The organism is Candidatus Omnitrophota bacterium (assembly GCA_030688425.1).
Lineage (GTDB): Bacteria > Omnitrophota > Gorgyraeia > Zapsychrales > JANLHA01 > JAUYIB01.
Genome location: JAUYIB010000012.1, coordinates 627535 through 650349, shown reverse-complemented (window position 1 = coordinate 650349; position 22815 = coordinate 627535). Strand labels below are relative to the sequence as shown.

Here is a 22815-nt window from a genome sequence, read left to right as displayed (position 1 = left end):
CGGGCTGTTGTGGTTAACATCCCGGTGATTAATCAAAAGAATTCCTCGCAGCTTGTGCGGGGTAGTTTATTTTCTTAATTAAAAGGGGTGAGCGCATGATTAATTATGGATTTACAAAAGAATTGAATGTTTCCTTTGTTCAGGCGGTTGAAAAAGCAACAGAGGGATTAAAAAAAGAAGGATTTGGTGTTCTTACCAAGATTGATCTAAAGGAGAAGTTTAAGGAAAAATTGGGCGTTGATATTAGCAACTATGTCATTCTTGGCGCTTGTAACCCAGCAAGCGCCCACAAGGCCATACAAGCCGAAGAAAACATCGGTTTGATGCTGCCCTGTAATGTTATTGTTTATGAGCGAGGGGACAAAGTCGTTCTTTCGGTCATAAAGCCGACGGTTGGAATGGCGGTGATCCAGAACGTTGAATTAAAAAAAACTGCCGAAACGGTAGAAGTCCAACTGAAAAGAGTATTTGATTCACTGTAAAAAGGTGAAGAAGAGGGGGCCATTATGTTTGGACGAGTCAATGATCTTCCGCCCGAAGACCGTCTGTCGAACGCAGTGGTCGCGACGTGCGATGCATGGTGAGTTTTGAACTTTGTCCACCTCTAACGCGTGGACAACACTTAATGCAATGAGCATCAATAAGTTGCGACTTTTTGACCTCTCAAAAAGTGGACAAATTGGACAAGAATCATGAGTAAATGTTCTCTGATTCAAGAATTTCATCGACAAAACAGCGAATGTTTCTATAATAAGGATCGGGAAAACGGGGATAGCTCAATCTGTCCCTATGCCGTCCACGCACGGACCCCAGATCTTAACCCTTTGTAGCCGAATAGGCTGCAGAGGGTTTTTGTTTATAGATAAATAATAGTCCGTATGGTAAATTGATGCGGAGAAGAAATTTATGATTAAACTGTATCATCGCAGTGATGCCAAGGAACGTATCGATGATCCGCATATCGACGCAAAGATATTACGCCAAACCCATCAAGAAATAAACAGCATCAATGTTTGCACGTTCGGTTATTGGCCAACGATGAGTGCCGTCAAATATTTTTTGGCCCGATACGACCGTGATCGCGTTATAAAGATTTTGGATATTGGATGCGGGGCCGGAGAGACCCTAAGACGGATCGATGCTTACGGACGCAGTAGAAAATTATCCTTACAATTAACCGGGATCGATCTAAACCGTGAAGCAATCATTGCGGCTGTCGATACAACGACTTCCAATATCAATTTCATCCACGGCGATATATTGGCTAATGATGGAAATGACACCTACGATGTGATTATTAATTCACTTACCATGCATCATCTAACTAACCAGGAGATTGTGAAACTGATGAGATGGATGACAACCCGCGCGCGTGTGGGTTGGTTTATTTCCGACCTTAGTCGGCACGCGATCGCGTATTATTTTATCAAATATTTTGTCAAACTCCGCAGATTCAATCCGGTCATTTGCCATGATGCGCCCCTGTCCGTTGCCCGCAGCTTTCGTCGTAAAGAATGGGCCGATCTTTTAACTCAAGCAGAGCTTAATTTAAATTCTACCAAAATTTTCTGGTATCCTAATTTCCGATATGGGATCCGTTATGAAAAATAATTATGAATGTATTGTTATCGGCGGTGGGGTTGCCGGTTCAACGGCTGCCTATCATTTAGCAAAACTCGGATATAATGTCGCAGTCCTCGAGAAGACCCAGGGGCCGCATCATAAGGTTTGCGGGGAGTTTTTGAGTTTTGAAGCCCTTGCTTACCTTAAGGGGATGGGGATTACTTTAAACGACGATAGCCCGGTCGTTAAGTATTTTAAATTGTTCTCGCCGCGGTCAAATACCGGTTTCACATTCCCTTCCCCGGGCCGGGGGATATCTCGTTATAAACTTGATGAGGAAATTTTGAATAATGCCGAGTCCGCCGGTGCGGATGTTCTTCGCGCTGTTTGCATGAGGGGCTATCATAAAGAGGTTGAAGGTTTCTTTAAGGTTGAAACAAACGCCGGTGATTTTTATGCACGGTATTTATTTATGGCTATTGGAAAGCATGATTACTCCAAAGAGCACAAGCGTCGGGGGAAAGACCAGTCTTATCTAGGGCTTAAGACGCATATCCGTCTTAAATCTCTACGCAGGGAGTTCAAAGAAACAACCATGTTGTTTTCTTTTCCTGGAGGCTACGGAGGGATTTGTCCGGTGGAAAACGATATGATGAATTTTTGTTTCATTATTGATAAGAAAGTTTATAAACTTTTGAATAGTAGCTTTGATGGGGTCATTGCATTCTTACGCCGATCAAATCCGAAATTAGATTCTGTTGTTCAGGAAGCTGGCTTTATTGAACCGGTTTGTGCCGTCGGCTATATTCCTTACGGATTTTTGAGCCGCCACAGCCATCAGGAAAATGTATATTCTTTGGGAGATCAGCGAGCCGTTATTCCTTCTTTTACCGGTGACGGGATGGCAATTGCTTTAAGCACGGCTAAAAACTGTGTCTGTGAATTCGATTCTCATCAAAAAGGCATACCATTTCCAACGGAACCGATGCAAAAGACATTAACGAAACAAATGCGCTGGGCGCTTATGGCCCATGCTATTTTGAAATCTTCCTTTTTGACAGAAATGTGTATGGCCATCCCAGGGTTCGGCCCTTTTTTAATAGAAACAATTTTTAAGAAAACCAGGATTCCAGCAATAGAGGATAATCATCGCAATTATGAAACCGCTGCCCTCGAAAACAATTATTCAAGACGTTGAAACAGCCAATCCGCCCAATAGCCTGACACAGCGGGAAGTTTTGGCGATGATCACCGATACGGTCAAACCGCAGGCCCGCGCGTTAGAGCTTTATAAGAAATTTTTACTGGATGATGGAATTCATCGCCGTTATTTTGCTTGGAACAATCTGCAGGTGTTGTTAGCGGAATCCGTAGATGAAAAAATGCAGCGCTTTGAACAAGGGGCTGTGCGTTTATCGGTTGAGGCTGTCCAGAAGCTCTTGCAAAAATCGAATTACCAGCCGCGCGATATCAACGCACTTTTTGTATCGACTTGTACAGGTTATCTGTGCCCGGGGTTAAGCACCTATGTTAGCCAACAGCTTGAATTATCGGAAAATATTCATACCTTGGATTTGGTGGGCCTAGGATGTGCGGGTGCTTTGCCAGGTTTACGAGTCGCTGATGATTATTTAAATCGATATCCGGATTCTACCGTTTTAGTGGTAGCGGTAGAGATTTGTTCTGCCGCCATTCATTGGGCGCAGAAACCAGAGCTTATTTTATCAAATGCTATTTTTTCTGACGGGGCCGCGGCGGTTTTACTGACGAATCGAGAGAAAATCCCTGGTCTGCGAATCAATAATATTTCTTCAATCCTTTGGCCCCAATTTCGTGATGAATTGCGTTTTAAATACCTTGATGCGCGTCTGTGTAATGTGATTTCCCCGAAGGTAACCGAGATCGTGGTCCAAGCAATCCATGCGCTTCATAAGAATTCTTCGGAAGACAATACCCATTATGCTTTTCATTCCGGGGGACGAAAAGTTTTAGATGCTATCCAGGAGCGCCTGTGTCTTTCGGATGACGACATGCGGCCTTCCCGCCAGATTTTGAGGGAATACGGAAATATGTCTTCCCCATCGGTTTTATTTGTCCTAAAGAATATTTTAAGACAGGGATTGCGGGATACAGATCCCGTTGCCTGTTTTTCTTTTGGGGCTGGTTTTTTTGCCTCAATGCTTCACGCGGAATGGCGATCATAATTAAGAAAAAGGTTCAAAGACTTAGGGCATTTATTTTTGCATCGACATAGCAAAATTTGGAATTATACCGCGGTACAATTGATTCATTCTGGATTCCTGCCTAAACTAACATCGTGAAGTTACTTCATTCAGCACTCAATCGTCTTGAAATCAAGGAGAGTTAAAATGACTACAGAAACTTTATTGTTCTTGGTAGTGATTGTTTTGATCGCCGGGGCTTTCCCCGCTTGGCCTCACAGCCGGTCATGGGGATATGCCCCTACAGGTGTCTTGACACTTTTGCTGGTAGTTTTTCTTATTTGGGCTATTGCCGGAGGCCGGCCGCTTTTTAGGAGTTCAGGGCAGGGTATTACATCGACGGTCCAAGATGCCGGGCAAGATATTAAAGCGGCGGGCCGTGAGGTGGGGGATTCCATCAAGCGTACCGTTGAATAGAAAATTTTTCATCGAAAAAGGAGCAGTGAAATGAAAAAGATGTTTTTTCTGATGGTCGTTATTTCTTTACCTTTCGTCGTTTTTACCGTACGAGAAAGTCTTGGTAGCTCTGATGCTGCGCAATTAAGTATTCCAGCCGAAGCCGTCAATAAGATGGAACAAGCCAACACAACAGATTCAAGCTTAAACGCTTTGGAAAATGCCAAAGCTATTCCAGCCAGCGCTCCTCCAGAAATTATGGGGCACAATAACGACGAGGGTATTAATAGAAATTATGATGCCAAATCAGAATTTGAAAAGCAAGCCGATAGAGCCCTTTCTCTTCAGGTGCAACAAGCGCTTACCGGCAATCCTCAGCTTGCCGGAAAATTGGCGAATATTAAAATTACCGCCGTGGAAGGATCGGTGATTTTACAGGGGACGGTTAGTAGTGAAGACGTGAGAGCAAATATCGTTCAGCAGATTGAAAATATGGCGGGCGTAGATCACGTTGATAATCAATTAACAATTGGGAGTAAATAGTAATCACGAATATGTCAGGTGACAGTTTAAACAATAAAATAAGAAAGGTATCTCGCATGCAAAAATCAACCAGAAAGATAGTACATAAAAAGAAAACAGCGTCTTTACCAAAGAATAAAAAAGTTATTAAGCGCCCAAAAGAAGATCAAGACAAGGCGCCTGAAATTTTGAAGTCATCTGACAAGAAGGTTGAGAAAGCAACCTTATTGAATGCCAACCAAATTAGGGCGTCTTTAGAGAATCTCCTCGGGTGGCAATCGAATAACGATAACAAAATGATCTATCGTGAATACATATTGCGGGATTTTATGGCAGCTATTGATCTCATCGACCGTATCGCTAAGATTGCGGAAGATGAAAAACACCATCCGGATATTCATTTAACGCAATATCGTAATCTGCGTGTTGGGACGACAACGCACGAGGTGGGCGGACTTTCTAAAAGTGATTTTAATGTAGCTTCGAGGATCAATGATCTGCCTATGGAGTTGAGTCATAAATAGAAAGAGCCCGCCGCTCCTCTGGAATACCAGTGAAATATACAGGATATATCCTGGCAACAGATTGTTGCCAAATACCAGCATCCATACAGCAACAACTGAGGGAGCTATCACATGAACATGATCACCATGAAAGATGGCACACAAATTTATTATAAGGACTGGGGCTCGGGTCAGCCCGTCGTATTTAGTCACGGGTGGCCGTTGAGTTCGGACAGCTGGGAGGCGCAAATGCTCTTTTTGGCGTCCCATGGTTATCGCTGCATCGCCCATGACCGTCGCGGTCACGGCCGGTCCAGTCAGCCATGGAATGGCAACGAAATGAACACCTACGCTGATGACCTCGCAACCCTGATGGATACATTGGACCTAAAGCATACCGTTCTGATCGGCTTCTCTACCGGCGGCGGCGAAGTCGCGCGTTACATCGGTCGTCACGGCACGAAGCGATTGGCCAAAGCCGTCTTGGTTTCAGCGGTTACGCCGCTGATGCTCAAGACCGCTGCTAATCCCGACGGCCTACCGGTTGATGTATTCGACGGAATTCGCGCCGCTTCAATTGCTGACCGCTCCAAGCTCTACAAGGATATCGCCAGCGGGCCGTTCTTCGGTTTCAACCGACCGGGCACGCAGATTTCACAGGGCATGATTGACTGGTTCTGGCTACAAGGGATGCAGGCAGGACATAAGAACACTCTAGACTGCATCAAAGTATTTTCCGAGACGGATTTTACCGAGGACCTTAATAAGTTTGACGTGCCGACGCTGATCATTCACGGTGACGATGACCAGATTGTACCGATCGGCGCCGCAGCTTTGGCCTCTGCGAAAATCATCAAGAATTCGACCCTAAAGGTATATAAAGGCGCACCTCACGGCCTGACCGACACGCACAAGGAACAACTCAACGCCGATCTTCTGGCCTTTCTTAAAGAAACTACTGCAACATCCCACAGGTCTTAACCTGATCCCGCCAGCGCCCCTTCTATAAAGCCCTTGCAAATTAAATAAGTTGCAAGGGCTTCTTGCTATACCCTTGGCAGGAATTAGAACTCCTGCGTTCCTGAATCCTTCGGATTTTAATCGTCCTGTTATACCAAGGTACAATTGATTCATTTTAGGTTCTCCTTAGAATATTTTTATTAATAACTGCATAATTACATAGGAGACGAAAATGTTAAAACAAGCCTTTAAATTCATGTCGGTTTTAGTCCTCATTTTGGGACTGTCATTGTTATGTTCAAACGCATTCGCGCAGGGAGCTATGAAAGACAAGATGATGGATAAAATGGGCAGCGAGATGAGTTGCACTAAGGCAGGCCTTGATCTGCGATTGGCAATGAGAAAACTCTGGGAAGATCATATTGAATATACGCGAAATTATATTATCAGTGCGCTCGCGGATCTGGAAGATGTGGATGCTATTGCCGGACGACTTCTTAAGAATCAGGATGACATCGGCAACGCGGTAAAACCGTATTATGGTGAAGATGCGGGAAATAAATTAGCGAGTCTTCTAAGAGATCATATATTAATAGCCACCGAAGTTGTCAAAGCGGCCAAGATGGGTAACAACGAAGATTTAGCGACGGCTAGCAAAAAATGGGATGCCAACGGTGACGATATCGCTGCCTTCTTAAGCGGCGCCAATCCGAATTGGCCTAAAAAAGACCTGACCGATATGCTCAAGAAACATCTAGAGCTTACGACCGCAGAGGTTGTCTCCAGGCTCAAAAAGGACTGGGCAGCGGATATAGCTTCTTATGACGAAGGCCACGTTCACATGCTTATGTTCGCCGATATGCTCACCGACGGGATCGTAAAACAGTTTCCGGATCAGTTTAAGAGATAAAACCATAAACAAGCCAGTTTTTTCAGTAAGCTAATACAGGGTTGGATAGATGTATCTGTCCCTATGCCGTCCACGCACGGACCCCAGTAATTTCTCTCTCAGTTTACTTAAGGCTGAGTATTGCTCCCCGATGGATCATATCCGTCGGGGATTTTTTATCACCTAAGGGGTCAAAGAGTTAGGGCAGAAATAATTTAGCGATTAATCGAAAAGTTTAAAAGAAAAAAGTGATAGGTTTGGTTCGAAGGCAGCAGGTTGAATTATGCCGAAAACTGGCCAAAACCTATCAGTGGTCTTTGGCCCTATTTAATGCTATAAATATGGAATAAATTATTTCTTCGATGATAGCAGTTATACTAATAGGTAGGTGTACTTGTCTCCGAAATTCCTGAGTGGCCATCATTTAATATCCATCTTTCGTATGTTTTTATCCTTTTTTCGCAAAAATACTAATCAGGGGCTCGATGATATTCGTCATTTAGTTGAAATCAGTCAATACGCAGAAGCGTTAACAGCAACAAGTAAGTTCTTAGATTTTAATAGAAAGAATTACGAAGGGCATATTCTAAGGGGTAGAATTTTGCAGTTAATGAATAAGACAACAGAGGCAATTGAATTTTATGAAAGTATAATTCTTGAATTCCCAGAGAATATCGAAGCTTACATTAACTTAATAGGTATTTATTCGGAACCATGTATAATTTCTGGGACTTTGGTGCGAGGTTATGAGAATGAAATCGCTTGGAACAAAATTATTGCTTTAGGCAATCAAGTCGGAATTATGAACAAGGATAAAGTCCCTTTTCAGGAGATGGCGGTGGCCTATCACGCATTAGGAAGGACCCAATTAGCTTTGGATGCATACGATTGAACCCGGGTATAATTATTTTTGTGCTGCATTAAATTCTTGAAGCCGTCAAACAAGTTCGAACCTGCTTCAGCCAGCCGCCTCATTTTTCATTTAAGGCGTATTGATCTTTCAAAGCTCAACATTCTCAAGGATAAGTCGGTTCTAAGCGATTGTGGAGTTACTGAACTCCCGGATCATATAGAGATCAACGTTGGATATTGGATAATTCTGGACAAAGAAAGTCAATCCAATAACACTAACCGCGGCTAAGGCGTAAAAAGCTAACAGGTGTTTATTTGATGGGTTTATTTTCTTTTTTAGGAACCAAAACCTGGATGGCGGCCGGAATGATCTTGATACGGGAAGGGATTTTATCTAATGTCTCCCCATCACATTGAACTACTTGTTTGTGACTCGAGGAAAGGCTGATGTCTTTGCCCTGCCAATGCCCCACTAATTCATAATTGTCCGGCCGTTCTCTTTTAAGCAAAGTGACGATAATAAGCTTAAACAGATTGAGGTTCGCTTTTCGCACGACAACAACATCCAGTAACCCATCGTTGACATCTATATGTTTATCTAAAGATATTTTACTAAACCCGAGATTCCCCGCGTTAGAAATCATGCAGGTCAAACCTTGAGCTTCGTATTTTTTTCCATCGATCTTAAAATGGTAGCGGGCTAGTTTGAGTCTCTTTAAAGCCTCGGCCGCCGAAAAGAAATAGGCCAAGATGCCGAATCTATTTTTGGCCTCACGATTCGTGCCTTTGACCACGTCTGCCCCGAAACCGATACTTATTCCGGTAATAAAATAAAGGTTATTAAAGTGCCCTACATCAAAGGTCCGCATTTCGACGGGGCTTTGGCTAATGAGCGCGCAGGCTTCCTTAAGATCTTTGGGTATGCCAAGTTCATTGGCCATGACATTCGCCGATCCCCCGGGCAGAATGATCAAAGGGACCTCTGATCCTATGAGGCCGCTGACCGCCTCCATCACCGTGCCGTCCCCGCCGTACACAGCGAGGGCATCGATCCCTTTTTGGACGGCGGTCTTTGCAAGATGGATCGCATCGCCCGCTTTGTGGGTAATGGATGCTTCCCACGTAATGCCGGCTTCTTTCATGGACGCATTGATAACCGGCAAGATAGACTCTCCTTTCCCGGAGCCGGGATTAATAATGATGTGAATATTCTTTATTTTTTTTCCTGTTGGAGAACTCATGGCGGTCAACTTTTTTGGGCGTGGTTCTGCGGTGATTTATTTTTTTGCCAATATTTTTCAAAGGCCCTGATCTGAATTTGGATATACCACCTTCTTGGATCAGCTACCTCGCGAGCAGTGGTCAATAAGTTGATGGCCTGTTCACTGGTATGACCCATGCTGATAAGGATGGCGGCTGCCATGGCAATGCTTCGACGCCTGCCTTGCAGGCAAAAAATCAGAACCTTACCGTTATTTTGAATGACCGGCAAGGCTGCTTGGGTCCCCACAAGCAATTTCTTGACTGAGATGGGAGTAAAAAATGTGTCATAGGTTCTGATCCATAATGTTTTAAATGGAGGAAGGGTGTAGATCTCATCCGGCGCCATTTGTCCGATCATGGAAATAATCAGGCTGAAATTTAAAACCTTCAATTCATCAGCATGGTCTTTCCCGATCCTGGAGCCGACGTATAAGTAATCGGTTACTTTGGATATATCAATCATGGTGAACCCAGTATACCTGTCTTACTGAAATGTGCCTATTATACTTCGGTACAATTGATTTTCTTTCTGCCTCCCGTAGAATACCATCTTGAAGCTATTCTTCATTTTGGGCTGAAGATATTCAAGGATGAAAGTGTTTCATGTGTATTATCATAATTAAAAAAGAAATTAATCAAGGGGGGCAGTATGATACAGACAGAAATTAAACCTAGAGATAGTAGCATCAAGATTACGGAGGCCCTCGAATTGCTCAATGAGGCTGCCCAGGAGAGAAAAGATGAATTAAAAGGGCTATTCACTGACAAATATTCCCATATCAAGCAGGCGTTGATCGCTGAAGCGGAACAAGGCAGGCAAATTTTCGATAAGGCAAAGCACTTAACTGAAGATGCCATTGTCGACGGCGAAAAGAAAATAAAAAAGGTTGTGAGTGAGGCCGATAAGAGGGTGCATCAAGATCCGTGGCCCTACATCGTCAATGCAGCGGCATTTTCTCTTCTTTTAGGATATTTAGTGGGTTCAAGCCGCAAATAATATTAAAGCGGAACGAATATGTCACCATACACATTAATTCGTAAGATTGTTTCTCCCTTGCTTTTTCTCAATATCGTCAGTAGATACAAGGGGAGATCTTCCTTGATGAAAATTAAGGCCGCTCAAGTTTATATCACGGGAGTTGAGAAAGTAAGGATTTTCTTTTTAGGTGTTTTGTTGGTGATGTTTTCCTTTGTTCTCCTGGGAAGCGGATTGTTTCTGATCCACACAGCGCTCTTCACTTATTCTATGTGGAGCTTTCAGATGAAATTTATCGCGGCTCTGGTATTGGGCGGGATTGAGTTCTTGGGGGCGGTAATTATCTTTTTCTATTTATCCAGAGAAGAAACCTGGGTGAAGTTTTGTGGAATTCAGAAGGTGCTTGATTCAGTTGTCGATGGCAAATTGGGCAATAAAGGATAGTCTCTATAGTTGTTCTAAGGTATTCATTTAACCATCTTTGCTCAATAAAGCAGAGTATCAAGAGAAATCCTGGAGATGGCCTACCTACCCAAAATCCTGGCATTTGCCGGCAGCACACGCACAGATTCCTTTAATAAGAAATTGGTTAAAATTGCGGCGGCCGGAGCACAAGCGGCAGGCGCCCAAGTAACTTGCGTTGATCTGCGGGACTTCCCAATGCCGCTTTACGATGGGGATTTGGAAATTAAAGAAGGCATCCCCGCCAGCGTACAGAAATTTAAAGAAATTTTACTCGCGCATCAAGGACTCCTTATTTCTTCTCCCGAATACAACAGCTCCATTCCCGGTGTTTTAAAAAATGCCATTGATTGGGCCTCCCGCGCGCTTCCCGGCGAAGCGCCGCTATCCTGTTTTACCAAGAAAGTGGCGGGCCTTTTAAGCGCGTCACCCGGGGCTTTGGGTGGTTTGAGGGCTTTGGTTCACGTTCGTACAATTTTGCAGAACATTAAGGTCCTTGTTTTGCCGGATCAAATCGCTGTTTCGAAAGCTCATGAGGCTTTTAATGCGGACGGTTCGCTCAAAGATATTAAACAGCAGAAGTCTGTCGAGGAACTTAGCGCCGATCTTGTTCAGATACTTAGGAAATTAAACGATTGATTAGGAATGCGCCATCGGATGATATTGATCATCCACAAGCCAGGAGAAGTCATGTCTGCTTTAAGGTGTTTGGCCGGTACACGCACGCACCAACAGGTATTAAAGGAAATGGACATGTTCTGCATTCAATGAAGGACAGCGGTGTTCTGCCCAGACAGCTCTGGTAGAGAGAAAAAGAGTATAAAGCCCCGATCGGCACGTCCGGTTGGGGCTTTTTGCATATCGCGATGTTTCAAACTTCAGGCCGCGCCAAGTAAAGGATATTAATCAAGATATACAAGCAAGATTTTCCTGCACGTCAACAGCGCGCGGCTCGGCCAGTCCGTGGTTATACCCCGGTATAATTGAATTAATTTCGTATTTTTCTACAATATTATCAGGAAGTAAGAGACCGTACAGCTTAATGAGCGTGGCTATGGAACAGGGGGTTAACATAAAAGTATGACGAAGAAGAAAAAAGTCAATTAAAAGCAGAAACGAACAATCCACAGTTTGGGACAATATATATATTATTTCAAGAAAAGTTAGAAAGTAACTAAGGAGGGCGAGATGCAAATTCATTTGAAAAGAATTAAATACTGGTTTAAAAACGGCGCGTATTTGGGCTTCGTCATGCTTTTTATTTCAGTGGGGTGCGGTTGTGCAAGTACGCATAAAACAACGACAACAGAAACAACAGTAACAACATCGCCATCGGCTGACTATGAAGCAGAGGTCCGCAATAATGAGGGGTACATCATTCGACATCAAGATGAAGGGGCCGTTGAGAAAAGTGAAGCAACCACGTCGACAACTGAATCAAGTTCCGGGCATCCCGGGGTCTTAAGTTCTGCCGTACACGCGATTGGATGGGTGATTGCTTTGCCATTTAGACTTGTTGGCGGTCTAATAGGCTGGATCTTTTGAGGATAAATGGGGGCGACTCCCTGTTCTGGAGCAGGGATTTGACCCTTTGATTGCCTGACTGCCCACGCGAGGGGTTACGTTATTGTGGTTCCCTTTATTATTGCCGGCGGTCTGTTGCGGATTATTTTTGGTGGTTAAGCCTTTGGGAAATCGGTTTGATTTTAAGCAAGGAGAGAAAAATGTCAAAGCATGAACATAAGAACAGGGCAGAGCGTCTTTACAGCAATGCCCACGGCTCATCGCCAATTAATTACGAGAAAACCACTCGTCAAGCGAGCGAGCCAAGTCCATCGGTAAATATTCAAACAAGGGCGGCCGCAGATAAGAGTTCTATACAGCTTAAGGCTTATCAGATTTATCAAGAAAAAGGGGGGACTGATCTGGATAATTGGTTGGAAGCAGAGCGGATGTTAAGGGATGACCATAATTAATAAATAGAAAGGAGTAATTCAATGTCTACCGAAACCTTATTGCTATTTATTCTGATTGCTTTGGTAGTTGTGGCTTTACCTACCTGGCCATACAGCAAGCCATGGGGATATGCTCCCACAGGTGTTTTGTCAGTTTTGCTGGTGATCTTTCTTATCTGGGCCATAGCCGGACAACGGCCGCTCTTTAAGAGGACGGTAGGAGATGATATTAGAGATGCTGGTCGTGACGTGGCGGATTCTGTAAGGGATGTCGTTCAATAGTTAAAGAGGAGGTGACTTATGTTATACACAATTGTAGTTATTCTCGCGGTGCTTTGGTTGCTGGGGTTGGTTTCGTCGTACACGATGGGCGGGCTTATTCACATCTTGCTCGTTATTGCCGTTATCTTGGTTGTTTTTAATCTCCTCAGCGGCCGAAAAACGCTTTAATCGCCACAAACCTTAGTGAGGATCGGGAAGCCGGGGAGAGATATCCTTTCAGGACCCCACCCCGGGATCCCAAAATATAAAACCCCATGCAAAACGCATGGGGTTTTATATTTTGGATTGATGAAAAAAGGGGATTCGAGGGCTCGTGGCGCGACGAGTAAGGAGCGCCGGGTACGAGCGCCCCGCGAGATGTGAGCGGGGGCGGAGGAGTCTCCCGAGCGCCACCGGTTCGAGCGAGACCGGCCGGCTTCGGAGGGCGCATGGTGCGGCGAGTAAGGAGCACCTGACATGCGCGACTGCGAGCCGGTGAGCAGTCCGGATCCTTGATGAACGTCAGCCCGGGGGAGAAGGAATCCCTGCCACAGGCCGGCCGTCACCCGCCCCAGATTGTTCTCCCCGTCGAACCCGGGAACGCAAGTGCCACGGTTCGGTTGGGTTCATTAAAGGCCTCATCTTGGTTTTTCGTCGGGATGGGGCTTTCCCGTTTTCTGGGAGGTCAAAGGCCGATTCAGGCAGTCCGACTATTCAGAAGTTCGCGGTGGGATTTCATGCCGCGATCCTGCCTGCGGTTATTTATTGACATATCATAATAATTGTCGGAGAATAAAAAATATTTAGCTATAGAAATGTTGATTCATTTGACAGCGGGCGGTTCTCTTATGCGATTCTCGCGGAAAATCTTCCGGCGACACCCTTCCTTAAAATCCGGCATTATCTTTCTTGCCGCTTCCTTTCTGTGCCATATCTTCCTCCCGGGCTATATTTTTACTTCCATAGCTTATGCCGCGGAATCCCCCAGCGCACAGGATATCGACGGACTTATGAACAAGCTTTTGGACAGCACACTGTCGGAAGTCGAAAAAGAACGTATTGCAGCGGTTGTATTTTATCATACGGATACCTATCGTTCGGCGGTTATCCACGAGCGGTTCTCCGCCGATTCTCCACAGGTCCAGGCCTTTCTGAAATATAAGCAGGAGCTTCAAGTTGATGTGATCCAGCGCATGGGTATCAAATACAAGAATAAATTCGGCGTACCGTTAAAACAGCCGATCATCCCGTTCAGCTACAACAATGTTTTTTCTGATGATGATATTATTACCGGGACCGGAAAGACCGGCCGCGTCCTGGAAGATCTTTACAATGAATCTTTAAGCGAGCTTCTCGAGGAACGCGCGGGGCGCCCCATGACAGCCGCTGACCGTCAACGGATTGATGTCAACGGGCTGGCGTGGAACATGACGCAGGAAGGCGCTTTTGAGGACTTTAAGCATAAGGAAAAATATATCAATCCGCAGTCAGGTTATGCGAATCAGCAGAAACTGATCGAAGGCGCTGAACAGAATAAGGTGCCGGGCTATACCTTTGATGATGAGGGACGGCTGGTCAGGATGAGCCCGGAGGAGACGATTGCGGCCATCAAACGGCTGGAGGTGGACAGGCCGCTGGAGATCCCGGGGATCGATCCTCAAAAAGGGGCAGGCTCCATGTCGGATTTCTTAAGGATGGCAGAGATGCATCAGGTCAAATTCAAGGATGGCAAAGCTGTCACAGATGGGGATATTATCCAGTTTATCCGCAATCAAAAATATTCCCAACGGGTGATCGACCCTTTCCGGGAGATCGGGGCGGCTGTGGATCCGGATTTGGCGCAAAAATATGCGAATTTCATGAAGATCTCGGATGCCCTGCGTGAGCAGACCACCGCGCGGGGGGTCGCGCAGATCCTGGAGGCGGAATACAAGGTCAAGATCATTGACCCTAACGGGATCATTGATTTTAATAAAATGACCGAGGCTATGAAAATACATCAGACCCTTCAGTTGACCGAGGCGCTTCCTCAAATGATGGGGTCGGTGACCAAGTCAGAAGTGTTTAAGATTTCGGAATGGCTTAAGTCCGCCGGGGCTGGCGACCGCCTAACGCTGAGAAAACAGATGGCCTTAACCTATGCGCCTTTGACCGATGGGCAGAGAGCAACGATTTTAGGTCATATCGAGAAGGTCTCTGATATCCCCGAAGCGGACAAGGCCTTTGTCCGCCAGGCATTAGATGGAGACGCCAAGCAGATTCGGCGTTACGCCGACCTGCTTGAAATTCCGATTGGTGAATTGGCCCCGAGGCTTAAGATCAATGGGGACAATATGGCGGTGGTGGATTTCGTCATCGGTAAAAATTCCAAGGTCAGGGCCTTGACGGACGCGATCGGTTCGCGTCCTGGCGGCGGCCGCTTTAACGAGTTTTTGAAATCCAAAACGGCCAGGGCCCTGAACCTGGACCTCATGCTCGATTTTTCCAGCGAGAACAAGGGCGGGAAATTTATGCAGTGGAGCATGATCCTTTTAGCGGCCACGCGTGCCTATGAAGGCGCGGCTGACGAGAAGGAAGGCATGAAGCAAATGGGGATCTCTGTTTTTCAGATGATCCCGTTTGTCGCCTCGGCGTTACGTTTTTCGGAAGGCGAATTCCGTGAGGCCTTCAAAGAATGTGCCATGGATATTTTGCCGCCTTTGGCATTGGCCAATCTTGCATTTATGGCGCTGGATTATACGGCCCAGGAAGTCAAGACCGGGTGGGAGGATACGGTCTGGGACGGGCTTGCGCGCGAGGCTCTGCGGGATCTTGCCGACGATGATTTCGAAAAAGCAGATATGGGGTATTACCGGCTCAAGGAGCGTGAATCCTATTTTGAATACATCAAAGAAGTCGCGCCGGGGATGGGCCGGGTGGCGAAACTGGCTTCCATGGTCGAACCGGAGGTCGAGTCTTTAATGAGCCGCAATGAGGAGGTCAAAACGAACCTGGCGGCCTTGCATACCCTGCAGTGGTTTGAGAAGTTTGATGAAGAAAGTCAAACGGCTTATTGGGCCAAACAGTTTGATATTGGGCAGTTAAAAAACCGTGTTTGGCAAGAAGGGCGGCTGGAGAAAGGGTCCGCTTCTCCTGTTGAGAGGGTGGCCGCGAAAATTCTTTTGGATAACATTGCGATCCGTCTTGAATTGCAGGACTTGGTGCTTTCAAAATTCATTGACCTGATCGAGAAGCGCTACAATGATCTCAAAGGGGAAGTGACCGGTGCTTGTTCCCCTCCCGGGATGATCGGCAGCGCCGTTGAAATGGCCGCCGGACCGGATGAGGAAGAGTGTGACCCCAGCGCGATCGTGATGGAGACGATGGCGGCTTTAAAAGGGCTTTATGAAAACGCTCCGGCCGAGATCAGAGACAGCCCGTGGGGATTAGAAACGCTCGAAGAGGAGTATTCCCGGATCCTGGGTTACCTGCAGAATTATGCGCCGCAGGGCAAGTCCCAGTTGGATATCCGCAAGGAGATGCAGGAGATCCTCGATGGGTTCAAGGCCTTTATCCAAGACCTTATCTTTGGCGTCGCGCTTTATCAGGAAGCGCAGACGCTGAATTTGACCGCGTATCTTTACGGCGGGGACAATGGATATGAGGAAACCGACAAGCTTATGTTGGGGGATTCGTTCCGGCTGGGGATGTCAGCGCGTGTAAGCCCCATCCACCGGGGAGAGCGCACCTGGCGGGTATTTTATTACGCGGCCGGGCCGGAAGATGCTTTTATCAAGCCGATCGGCAATGTCCGGCTGAGTCCCAATAAATATAATCCTGGCACGGAAGGGCTTTGGGAGATCGAGAATCCGGATAAGGATACTGTTCTTAATATCCGTCAGGGTGATATCATCGGCAAGTTTGACGTGGAAGGTCCTTATCAGGTGGTCGCAGTCATTGCCTTTGGGGACTGGAGCGACCCCGTCGGGCAAGTGGGATACGCGGCGTTGCGCAATCCTATTGAGCATGCGAAAGCTTTTTCAAAGGATAAAGTGGCCTTTGCCAGCCCGGCATTGGATTTTACCGTTCAACGAGCCGCTCTCATCGCCAAGCCGCAAAAATCGCTTTATTTTTTAAATGAAATCCCTGAAGTCGCTTATGCGCTTCTCGTTCCTGCTTATGCTCAAAGCAAGGGGACATCGGCGGAATTTAGCGCATCCGCGGTTGACGCACAAGATAAAGAGACGCCGGAATGTTATCCGGCAAGCGCCCGCGAAGTTTCGTTTGACGGCGAGCAGCCGTCTTTGTTTAGCGTGATCCTCCCCCCGGAGGCCAAGGACGGGCAGTATCTGGTTAACGTGAAAGCAGAGATCGACGGGCTGGCCAGCGGCTATCAGCCGTATCCGCAATCCGTTTCTTTTGAATACACGCAAGGGGAGGGGCAGGAAGAGGACGGGCAAGAACGCGAACAGCAGATGTCCGGGTTAGAGGAACTGCGGGAAAGGTCCCAGGCGCTCTCAGAAAGGGCTTCTGCGACTTACGAAATGCTTAACAACGAGGTCGCTGACGCGCTTAAGACGTTAAGCGGTTTGGACAAGGACCTGCGCCGCATCGACAAGCTGATCACCGCGGTTAATAAAAAGGCGGGCGCGGTCGATGATAACCTGGCCCTGACGAAGAAGGACGCCGCCCAGGCGCAAACCGAGGCGGAAAAGGCCGCGGCCAACCGGTCTCAAGTGCAGAACCGTGCCCTGGAATGTTGCGCGTTCGCCCAGCAGGCCCTGCAGACCAGGGATGTCGCGAAGTTAAAGAAACTGATCGGGGACGTCCGTCAAGAAGATGAACAGGTCCGCGATTTTAAAAAGAATTTTGACGACAGCCTGAAGGCCGCGCGTTCGGCCAGGGACGAAGCCCTTGAGATCAAGGATGCGATGTCGCTTTTGAAAGGGGATCGTACCGAGGTCGTTGCCCAACTGGCGCAGATCGATAATGTCCTGGGCGTGGTCAAGGGGGATGTCGAGCGGCTGGAGCAATTGACCGGCATCATTGCGGAAACGGCGGCGGAATCCGCCACCGTCAGCGCGCAGGCCCAGGCGATCTTAAATGCGATCATGGCCGTTAGCCAGAAGAAAAAGGTCGGCAAGACCATAACGTCCGAAGACAGGTCTTTTGAGAAGACCGCGACGGGCATTGTCAGGACAATTACCGACAACGAAAAGAAGGCCGTCAAATTCGGCGAGCGGGGCAAGGACAAACTCGCTAAGCCGTCGAGCCAGTTACGGGACGGGATCAAGGAGCATCAGCGGATCGCCGAGAGCGCCGGACAGCTTGTTGATCTGCCTGAGGTGAGCGATGAGACCTTTGCCAAGTTTGAGAAGAATGCACAAGATGCCCGGGTCGCTTGTGATTCGGCGGAGATCTTTGAGGATTCCGTCAAATCATCCGCGCAGCAGTCCGCTGCGTGCCTGGATGCGGCCGAGAAACATGTCGCGGTCGAGACCTCGCCGGAGGCGCAGGTGGCCAAAACAGACTGTTCTCCGTGGCCGGGGACATCCGCCAAATGGATCGCGGACAAACAACAGGTGGAATGCCACTGTGCCAGCGGGTTTATTTGGGATGGGGATAACAATCGATGCGTCACCAAAAAGGATTATGATTGGGCGCATACAACGTGTGATCAGTCTCCCGGGACACACAAGGTATGGAATGCAGGAAAACAGGTCGTGGAATGCGCCTGCCCGAACGGGCAGTTTTGGAACAACAATAACCGGCGATGTGAGGTCCGGCAGATACCGCCGCCGAATACTCAGGCGACACAGGATCTTTTAAAGGGATTACAGGATCTTATGAAAGCGGCGACGGGTTCAGGAGGCGGCGGTTCAGGGGGCGGGGGTGGTTCCGGAGGCGGAGGTGGCGGCGGGAATTATAATGAATGTGCTGGTTATGGGGCAACGCCGGATTCATCGTGCGCTTCGGGCTGTCGATGCCCGAGCGGTTCATGCGAGCAATGGGGCCAGGGTTGCGGAAATTAGGGAAAGGGCAGGCGGGTGAAATAGATCATTGTAAAGTTAACAAGGATCCTCGGATTCATTTATTGTTTCCTGCGCGGCCTGGCCTTTGTTGCCGTCTTGAGTCTTATCGTAATAGCGGGCATAAAGCATAAGGCCGTCTCCGGGTTGGGCATGCGGGTGCCACCTGTTCCGGGTATTTTGCCGGTTATTGGGCCGACCGAGGAAAATTCGGCGTTTGGCGGGCCGCATTGATCGTGGTCAGCATTATTATTTTTATATTATTTCTTACCTTTAGTTTTCAGATTTTCCCTAAAATCCCGAAATAGGCCTTACCGGGTTTAAAAATTTCAAGAGAGGGGGCCTAAAATGGAAGTTGGAAGAATAACCGGAGTAGTGTTGGCGGTGATATTGTGTTCGGCAAATTTGTCACAAGCCGCGCTGCCGTTTGAACAATATGAAAAATGGGTCAAGGATTTTCAGGAGGACGTAGAGGTAGAAGCGGTCATCGTCTTTCGTTCGGTCGATATGAGGTTTTTGGAACGTGTCAAGATGATGTTCGGGAAATCCCCCGTATGTGCGGCGCATTATATTGTTAAGGACATTTTACGCCAGCCCGATGGGATGGGCCTTAAGGTTACTGACGAAATTGTACTGACGTATCCTTGCGACAGTAATTTCAGGATGAATTGGTCGGGCAGCCTGCTGCCCTGGGCAAGGGTGAAAGAAGACTCCCTGATCGAAATGGCGGTGCGCTCATCAGATATTTTTCAGAAAGACGGATATTTTGTCCTAGATAACGATAAGAATATCTTCGGGCCTGCTTTTCCTGGCGGGTTAAAGGGAATTGGGGAAAAACCGTGATGGAGAAAATAGGAAAAGACGGGGGCAGTGCGATCCTTTTTTGAGCTTTTGATCAAAACTGGTTTAGATGATGTGAAATTTTATTCAATTCCTGATGAACTGGTTTTCGGGAGTGAATTGGCAGTCAATCCAGCTCTAACCTTCTTCAGCCAGCCACCCGTAAATTTTAAGAAGCCGCAATTGCTTCCATTATAGGCAGTTGCGGCTTCTTATTTTTTCTGGATTGCTTTACTGCCCCAAACGCTCCCATGTTATACTAAAAACATGAAAAGGCGTGTCTGGTTTCTATTGGTTTTATTTTTAGTCCTGGAATGTGATTCTCGCCTTTCCTTTGCTCAAGAAAAGATCCCAGTAAAATTTGAAGAAGTTGATATCCAGGAGAGTTGTTTTGTCCTTGAGATTTTAGTGAATACGCCACAATTTGAACGTAATAAAGGTAAGCCGTATCTTGAGGAAGAATTAGTTATTGATACCGACGGCGCTTATGATGAATTCCAGAAAACGATCAGCAATGCAAGAAACATGGCTTGTAAAAATGTCAATTTCCCGGCGGTTGATTTTTCCAGCAAGACATTATTAGGTAAGTTAGCGGGCGGCTCATGCGCCGCCAGAGATTTTAAGAAAGAAGTGTACAGAGATGATGCAAAGAAAGAGATCGTTTACTCTGTCCAGGTCATCGAGAGACATGATCCCAACGTTGCCTATTTTAAATGCGCGCCCGTAGACAGTATAAATTTAATTGCAATTCCTAAAATCCCCAAAGATTATAAAGTGGTATTTATTCCACCTTCTCCGGATAAAAGCAAAAGCTATCGATCTTTTGGTTGTGAGGATGGAAAGATGGTCACGCGCGATTGGAACGGGAATATTGTTGAGCCAAGCCAAGCTCCTCCACCTGGCGGGGGAGTTTTTGGCGTGCAAATGGATTGCGGTGGCGGGAAATGGGAAGAGCATAGGTATAATAAAGACGGCAAACGTATTGATTAGGCGGATATTGTCGAGCCGACAATCACGGCGGTTCCCTCAACAGTTAACCTTGGTGATCGCGTGATGTTTCAATTCACCTTTCCAGCGGGAACGGACACATCTTATGAAATATTAATTTAGGTCCCAGGGAGAGTGAAAAAGTTGTAAAATCTTGTATAAAGTTGTGTAACGGGTGGAAAGCATTTACAAGGCATTTTTCGACGAGAATTTAAGGTAATTGTTAAATCGTAAGGGATTACAAGAAAAAGCCTCATTGAATCCCTGCCTGCCGCAGGCAGGCCGTTGCCCACCACAGTTTTTTGCCCCTCTGGTAGAGAGAAAAATAGTATAAGGCCCTGATCGGCACGTCCGGTTGGGGCTTTTTGCATATCGCGATGTCTCAAAAGTTAGAGCTCCCTCATCGCTGAATTCTCCCGATCTTAATCGGTTTGTTATACCTGGGTGCAATTGACCCATTTTGCGTCTCCCGTATAATAAAAATTTATAAAGGAGAGAATAATGCGAAAGAATATTTTCATATTTTTGATAATGTTTTTCTCAATCTCTATGCCTGCTCGCGCTCAGCAGGAACATATGGATCATGAGAGCATGCAATCCATGCCCGATGAACATCAGGGGATGAAAATGGATGTGAAGGCTTTATACGGTCCTTATCCCATGACGAGAGAAGCTTCCGGAACAAGCTGGCAACCGGATTCTACCCCGCATGAAGGCCTCCATTTTATGAAGAATGATTGGATGTTTATGGCTCACGGTTTTGCCAATGTCATTTACGATCATCAAGGCGGGGATCGAGGGGACGACAAAACCTTTAGTGAGAGTATGTTTATGGTCATGGGGCAAAGGCCTCTGGGAAATGGAACTTTGGGAGTTCGCAGTATGGTATCTCTGGATCCTTTAATGGGTAAAGATGGCTATCCACTTTTATTGCAGACAGGGGAAACTTACGATGGAATGAACGGCCTTATTGATCGCCAACATCCGCATGATCTCTTTATGGAATTGGCTTTAACATATAGCAGGCCTATCAGCGAAGAGAGTTCCATTTTTGGTTATATCGCCTTGCCGGGTGAGCCTGCTCTGGGCCCTCCGGCTTTCATGCATCGTTTTTCCGGAATGGACAATCCGGAAGCGCCGATTTCACATCATTGGTTAGATTCCACGCACATTACTTATGGCGTGACAACTTTAGGTTATGTTTGGAAGAATTTAAAACTTGAAGGGTCTGCTTTTCGCGGGCGGGAACCAGATGAGGACCGATGGGATATCGAATCGCCGGAATTAGATTCTTATTCGACTCGGTTTTCTTATAATCCGACGAGCAGCTGGTCGTTTCAAGTCAGTTATGGCGATATTGATAGTCCGGAACAACTTCATCCGGATGTTGACACCGAGCGCTATACAGCTTCCGCGGCCTACAATAAACCTTTTAAGAACGGAAATTGGCAGACGATGTTAGCCTGGGGGAGAAATAATAATGATCCGGGAAATAGTTTGGATGCTTTTCTTATTGAATCCGCCCTACACTTTAAAAAGACCCATACGCTATTTACGCGTTTTGAGCGAACCGAAAAAGACGAATTATTTTCCGAAGGCGATCCCTTAGGGGGAGAGATCTTTAATGTTAACAAATCCTCAGTAGGTTATGTCTATGACTTTCCTGAATGGAAACAATTGCAGTGGGGGGTCGGCGGCACATATAGCTGGCATTTTCTTCCTGATAAGCTTGATGCGGCCTACGGGGAAATGCCCGCTTCTTACATGATTTTTGCGAGAGTAAAATTATAAGCATGTTAACCAATAAAGAAAGAGGGAAAAAATGAAAAAATCGACCAAGGACCCCATCTGCGGAATGATCGTGGATGAAAAAACCGCTCTCCATGCCGAACGCGATGGACAGACATTCTACTTTTGCAGCGACCACTGTCGGCAAAAGCTTCTCTCCACGCCCGCAGGTGCAAAGCCCGAGAAAGAATCTAAGAGCTGTTGTGGTTAGCATCCAAAAGTCAAAAGCAGAAGAAGCTAAAAAATAACGAAAATGTAATTCTGTGTAGGAGAAAGAATGAAAACATTATTATCGCTGCTCTTAATTGCACTAATGATGGGAGCTGTCTCAGGATGTCAAAATAGTACCCAAGACCATAATATGTCTG

The 22815-nt window shown here is 46.6% G+C and carries 22 protein-coding genes and 2 pseudogenes; 22 read left to right on the top strand and 2 right to left on the bottom strand.

What is annotated here, in order from left to right; all coding sequences use genetic code 11:
• Positions 1-98: 98 nt before the first annotated feature.
• The 10 genes and pseudogenes from Q8Q08_04160 to Q8Q08_04115 all read left to right on the top strand — a co-directional run bounded on the left by Q8Q08_04160 (position 99) and on the right by Q8Q08_04115 (position 7947).
• Positions 99-482: a DUF302 domain-containing protein gene (locus Q8Q08_04160; GenBank protein MDP2653207.1), complete on the top strand. Its 384-nt coding sequence runs from the start codon at positions 99-101 to the stop codon at positions 480-482.
• A 424-nt stretch (positions 483-906) separates the two neighbouring features.
• Positions 907-1611, top strand: a complete 705-nt coding sequence (locus Q8Q08_04155) for a methyltransferase domain-containing protein (GenBank protein ID MDP2653206.1) — start codon at positions 907-909, stop codon at positions 1609-1611.
• On the top strand, positions 1601-2761 hold the full coding sequence (locus Q8Q08_04150) for an FAD-dependent oxidoreductase (protein ID MDP2653205.1): 1161 nt from the start codon (positions 1601-1603) through the stop codon (positions 2759-2761). Before Q8Q08_04155 ends, Q8Q08_04150 begins: the two co-directional genes overlap by 11 nt.
• On the top strand, positions 2721-3767 hold the full coding sequence (locus Q8Q08_04145; GenBank protein MDP2653204.1) for a type III polyketide synthase: 1047 nt from the start codon (positions 2721-2723) through the stop codon (positions 3765-3767). Before Q8Q08_04150 ends, Q8Q08_04145 begins: the two co-directional genes overlap by 41 nt.
• 165 nt (positions 3768-3932) lie before the next feature.
• Positions 3933-4082 (top strand): annotated as a pseudogene (locus tag Q8Q08_04140) (DUF3309 family protein).
• A 150-nt stretch (positions 4083-4232) separates the two neighbouring features.
• Positions 4233-4724 carry a BON domain-containing protein gene (locus Q8Q08_04135; GenBank protein ID MDP2653203.1) on the top strand — a complete coding sequence of 164 codons (492 nt, stop codon included), beginning with the start codon at positions 4233-4235 and terminating at the stop codon, positions 4722-4724.
• Positions 4725-4780: 56 nt separating this feature from the next.
• Positions 4781-5227 (top strand): 4a-hydroxytetrahydrobiopterin dehydratase, encoded by a 447-nt coding sequence (locus tag Q8Q08_04130; GenBank protein MDP2653202.1) that lies wholly within the window; start codon positions 4781-4783, stop codon positions 5225-5227.
• Positions 5228-5338: 111 nt separating this feature from the next.
• Complete coding sequence (locus Q8Q08_04125; GenBank protein ID MDP2653201.1) at positions 5339-6187, top strand: alpha/beta hydrolase; 849 nt, start codon at positions 5339-5341, stop codon at positions 6185-6187.
• A 211-nt stretch (positions 6188-6398) separates the two neighbouring features.
• Positions 6399-7076 carry a glycosyltransferase gene (locus Q8Q08_04120; protein MDP2653200.1) on the top strand — a complete coding sequence of 226 codons (678 nt, stop codon included), beginning with the start codon at positions 6399-6401 and terminating at the stop codon, positions 7074-7076.
• Positions 7077-7497: 421 nt separating this feature from the next.
• On the top strand, positions 7498-7947 hold the full coding sequence (locus tag Q8Q08_04115) for a hypothetical protein (protein MDP2653199.1): 450 nt from the start codon (positions 7498-7500) through the stop codon (positions 7945-7947).
• 271 nt (positions 7948-8218) lie between these two features.
• Here the strand turns inward: Q8Q08_04115 and Q8Q08_04110 are convergent, their stop codons facing one another.
• Both Q8Q08_04110 and Q8Q08_04105 read right to left on the bottom strand, forming a co-directional pair.
• Complete coding sequence (locus Q8Q08_04110; protein MDP2653198.1) at positions 8219-9148, bottom strand: diacylglycerol kinase family lipid kinase; 930 nt, start codon at positions 9146-9148, stop codon at positions 8219-8221.
• 5 nt (positions 9149-9153) lie between these two features.
• Positions 9154-9633, bottom strand: coding sequence for a dual specificity protein phosphatase (locus Q8Q08_04105; protein ID MDP2653197.1), 480 nt, complete (start codon positions 9631-9633; stop codon positions 9154-9156).
• Between the two features lie 186 nt (positions 9634-9819).
• Between Q8Q08_04105 and Q8Q08_04100 the strand changes: the two genes are divergently transcribed.
• The 12 genes and pseudogenes from Q8Q08_04100 (at position 9820) to Q8Q08_04045 (ending at position 22658) form a co-directional block, all read left to right on the top strand.
• A complete protein-coding gene (locus Q8Q08_04100; GenBank protein MDP2653196.1) occupies positions 9820-10167 on the top strand; it encodes a DUF883 domain-containing protein in 348 nt (115 codons plus the stop codon).
• Positions 10168-10272: 105 nt separating this feature from the next.
• Positions 10273-10590 (top strand): hypothetical protein, encoded by a 318-nt coding sequence (locus tag Q8Q08_04095; GenBank protein ID MDP2653195.1) that lies wholly within the window; start codon positions 10273-10275, stop codon positions 10588-10590.
• A gap of 75 nt (positions 10591-10665) precedes the next feature.
• A complete protein-coding gene (locus tag Q8Q08_04090) occupies positions 10666-11247 on the top strand; it encodes an NAD(P)H-dependent oxidoreductase (protein MDP2653194.1) in 582 nt (193 codons plus the stop codon).
• 549 nt (positions 11248-11796) lie between these two features.
• A complete protein-coding gene (locus tag Q8Q08_04085) occupies positions 11797-12153 on the top strand; it encodes a hypothetical protein (GenBank protein MDP2653193.1) in 357 nt (118 codons plus the stop codon).
• 179 nt (positions 12154-12332) lie between these two features.
• Positions 12333-12584, top strand: a complete 252-nt coding sequence (locus Q8Q08_04080) for a DUF2934 domain-containing protein (protein ID MDP2653192.1) — start codon at positions 12333-12335, stop codon at positions 12582-12584.
• A gap of 21 nt (positions 12585-12605) precedes the next feature.
• Positions 12606-12758: pseudogene (locus Q8Q08_04075) on the top strand (DUF3309 family protein).
• A 105-nt stretch (positions 12759-12863) separates the two neighbouring features.
• Entirely contained in the window at positions 12864-13013 is a 150-nt protein-coding gene (locus tag Q8Q08_04070; protein ID MDP2653191.1) for a lmo0937 family membrane protein, read from the top strand.
• Positions 13014-13834: 821 nt separating this feature from the next.
• A complete protein-coding gene (locus Q8Q08_04065; protein MDP2653190.1) occupies positions 13835-18835 on the top strand; it encodes a hypothetical protein in 5001 nt (1666 codons plus the stop codon).
• Between the two features lie 345 nt (positions 18836-19180).
• On the top strand, positions 19181-19675 hold the full coding sequence (locus Q8Q08_04060; GenBank protein MDP2653189.1) for a hypothetical protein: 495 nt from the start codon (positions 19181-19183) through the stop codon (positions 19673-19675).
• A gap of 264 nt (positions 19676-19939) precedes the next feature.
• The gene (locus Q8Q08_04055) at positions 19940-20662 is read left to right on the top strand and encodes a hypothetical protein (protein MDP2653188.1); all 723 of its coding nucleotides are present in this window, start codon (positions 19940-19942) and stop codon (positions 20660-20662) included.
• Between the two features lie 498 nt (positions 20663-21160).
• Positions 21161-22450, top strand: a complete 1290-nt coding sequence (locus Q8Q08_04050; GenBank protein ID MDP2653187.1) for a hypothetical protein — start codon at positions 21161-21163, stop codon at positions 22448-22450.
• 64 nt (positions 22451-22514) lie between these two features.
• Positions 22515-22658, top strand: coding sequence for a hypothetical protein (locus tag Q8Q08_04045; protein MDP2653186.1), 144 nt, complete (start codon positions 22515-22517; stop codon positions 22656-22658).
• Positions 22659-22815: the final 157 nt, after the last annotated feature.

What these genes read in the sequence shown, in the direction of transcription:
- Q8Q08_04115 (MDP2653199.1), top strand. Translation starts at nt 7,498, where the DNA reads ATGTTTTTATCCTTTTTTCGCAAAAATACTAATCAGGGGCTCGATGAT.
- Q8Q08_04145 (MDP2653204.1), top strand. Translation starts at nt 2,721, where the DNA reads ATGAAACCGCTGCCCTCGAAAACAATTATTCAAGACGTTGAAACAGCC.
- Q8Q08_04050 (MDP2653187.1), top strand. Translation starts at nt 21,161, where the DNA reads ATGCGAAAGAATATTTTCATATTTTTGATAATGTTTTTCTCAATCTCT.
- Q8Q08_04150 (MDP2653205.1), top strand. Translation starts at nt 1,601, where the DNA reads ATGAAAAATAATTATGAATGTATTGTTATCGGCGGTGGGGTTGCCGGT.
- Q8Q08_04085 (MDP2653193.1), top strand. Translation starts at nt 11,797, where the DNA reads ATGCAAATTCATTTGAAAAGAATTAAATACTGGTTTAAAAACGGCGCG.
- Q8Q08_04120 (MDP2653200.1), top strand. Translation starts at nt 6,399, where the DNA reads ATGTTAAAACAAGCCTTTAAATTCATGTCGGTTTTAGTCCTCATTTTG.
- Q8Q08_04125 (MDP2653201.1), top strand. Translation starts at nt 5,339, where the DNA reads ATGAACATGATCACCATGAAAGATGGCACACAAATTTATTATAAGGAC.
- Q8Q08_04095 (MDP2653195.1), top strand. Translation starts at nt 10,273, where the DNA reads ATGAAAATTAAGGCCGCTCAAGTTTATATCACGGGAGTTGAGAAAGTA.
- Q8Q08_04055 (MDP2653188.1), top strand. Translation starts at nt 19,940, where the DNA reads ATGAAAAGGCGTGTCTGGTTTCTATTGGTTTTATTTTTAGTCCTGGAA.
- Q8Q08_04065 (MDP2653190.1), top strand. Translation starts at nt 13,835, where the DNA reads ATGAACAAGCTTTTGGACAGCACACTGTCGGAAGTCGAAAAAGAACGT.
- Q8Q08_04070 (MDP2653191.1), top strand. Translation starts at nt 12,864, where the DNA reads ATGTTATACACAATTGTAGTTATTCTCGCGGTGCTTTGGTTGCTGGGG.
- Q8Q08_04060 (MDP2653189.1), top strand. Translation starts at nt 19,181, where the DNA reads ATGGAAGTTGGAAGAATAACCGGAGTAGTGTTGGCGGTGATATTGTGT.
- Q8Q08_04130 (MDP2653202.1), top strand. Translation starts at nt 4,781, where the DNA reads ATGCAAAAATCAACCAGAAAGATAGTACATAAAAAGAAAACAGCGTCT.
- Q8Q08_04105 (MDP2653197.1), bottom strand. Translation starts at nt 9,633, where the DNA reads ATGATTGATATATCCAAAGTAACCGATTACTTATACGTCGGCTCCAGG.
- Q8Q08_04155 (MDP2653206.1), top strand. Translation starts at nt 907, where the DNA reads ATGATTAAACTGTATCATCGCAGTGATGCCAAGGAACGTATCGATGAT.
- Q8Q08_04090 (MDP2653194.1), top strand. Translation starts at nt 10,666, where the DNA reads ATGGCCTACCTACCCAAAATCCTGGCATTTGCCGGCAGCACACGCACA.
- Q8Q08_04135 (MDP2653203.1), top strand. Translation starts at nt 4,233, where the DNA reads ATGAAAAAGATGTTTTTTCTGATGGTCGTTATTTCTTTACCTTTCGTC.
- Q8Q08_04100 (MDP2653196.1), top strand. Translation starts at nt 9,820, where the DNA reads ATGATACAGACAGAAATTAAACCTAGAGATAGTAGCATCAAGATTACG.
- Q8Q08_04110 (MDP2653198.1), bottom strand. Translation starts at nt 9,148, where the DNA reads ATGAGTTCTCCAACAGGAAAAAAAATAAAGAATATTCACATCATTATT.
- Q8Q08_04045 (MDP2653186.1), top strand. Translation starts at nt 22,515, where the DNA reads ATGATCGTGGATGAAAAAACCGCTCTCCATGCCGAACGCGATGGACAG.
- Q8Q08_04080 (MDP2653192.1), top strand. Translation starts at nt 12,333, where the DNA reads ATGTCAAAGCATGAACATAAGAACAGGGCAGAGCGTCTTTACAGCAAT.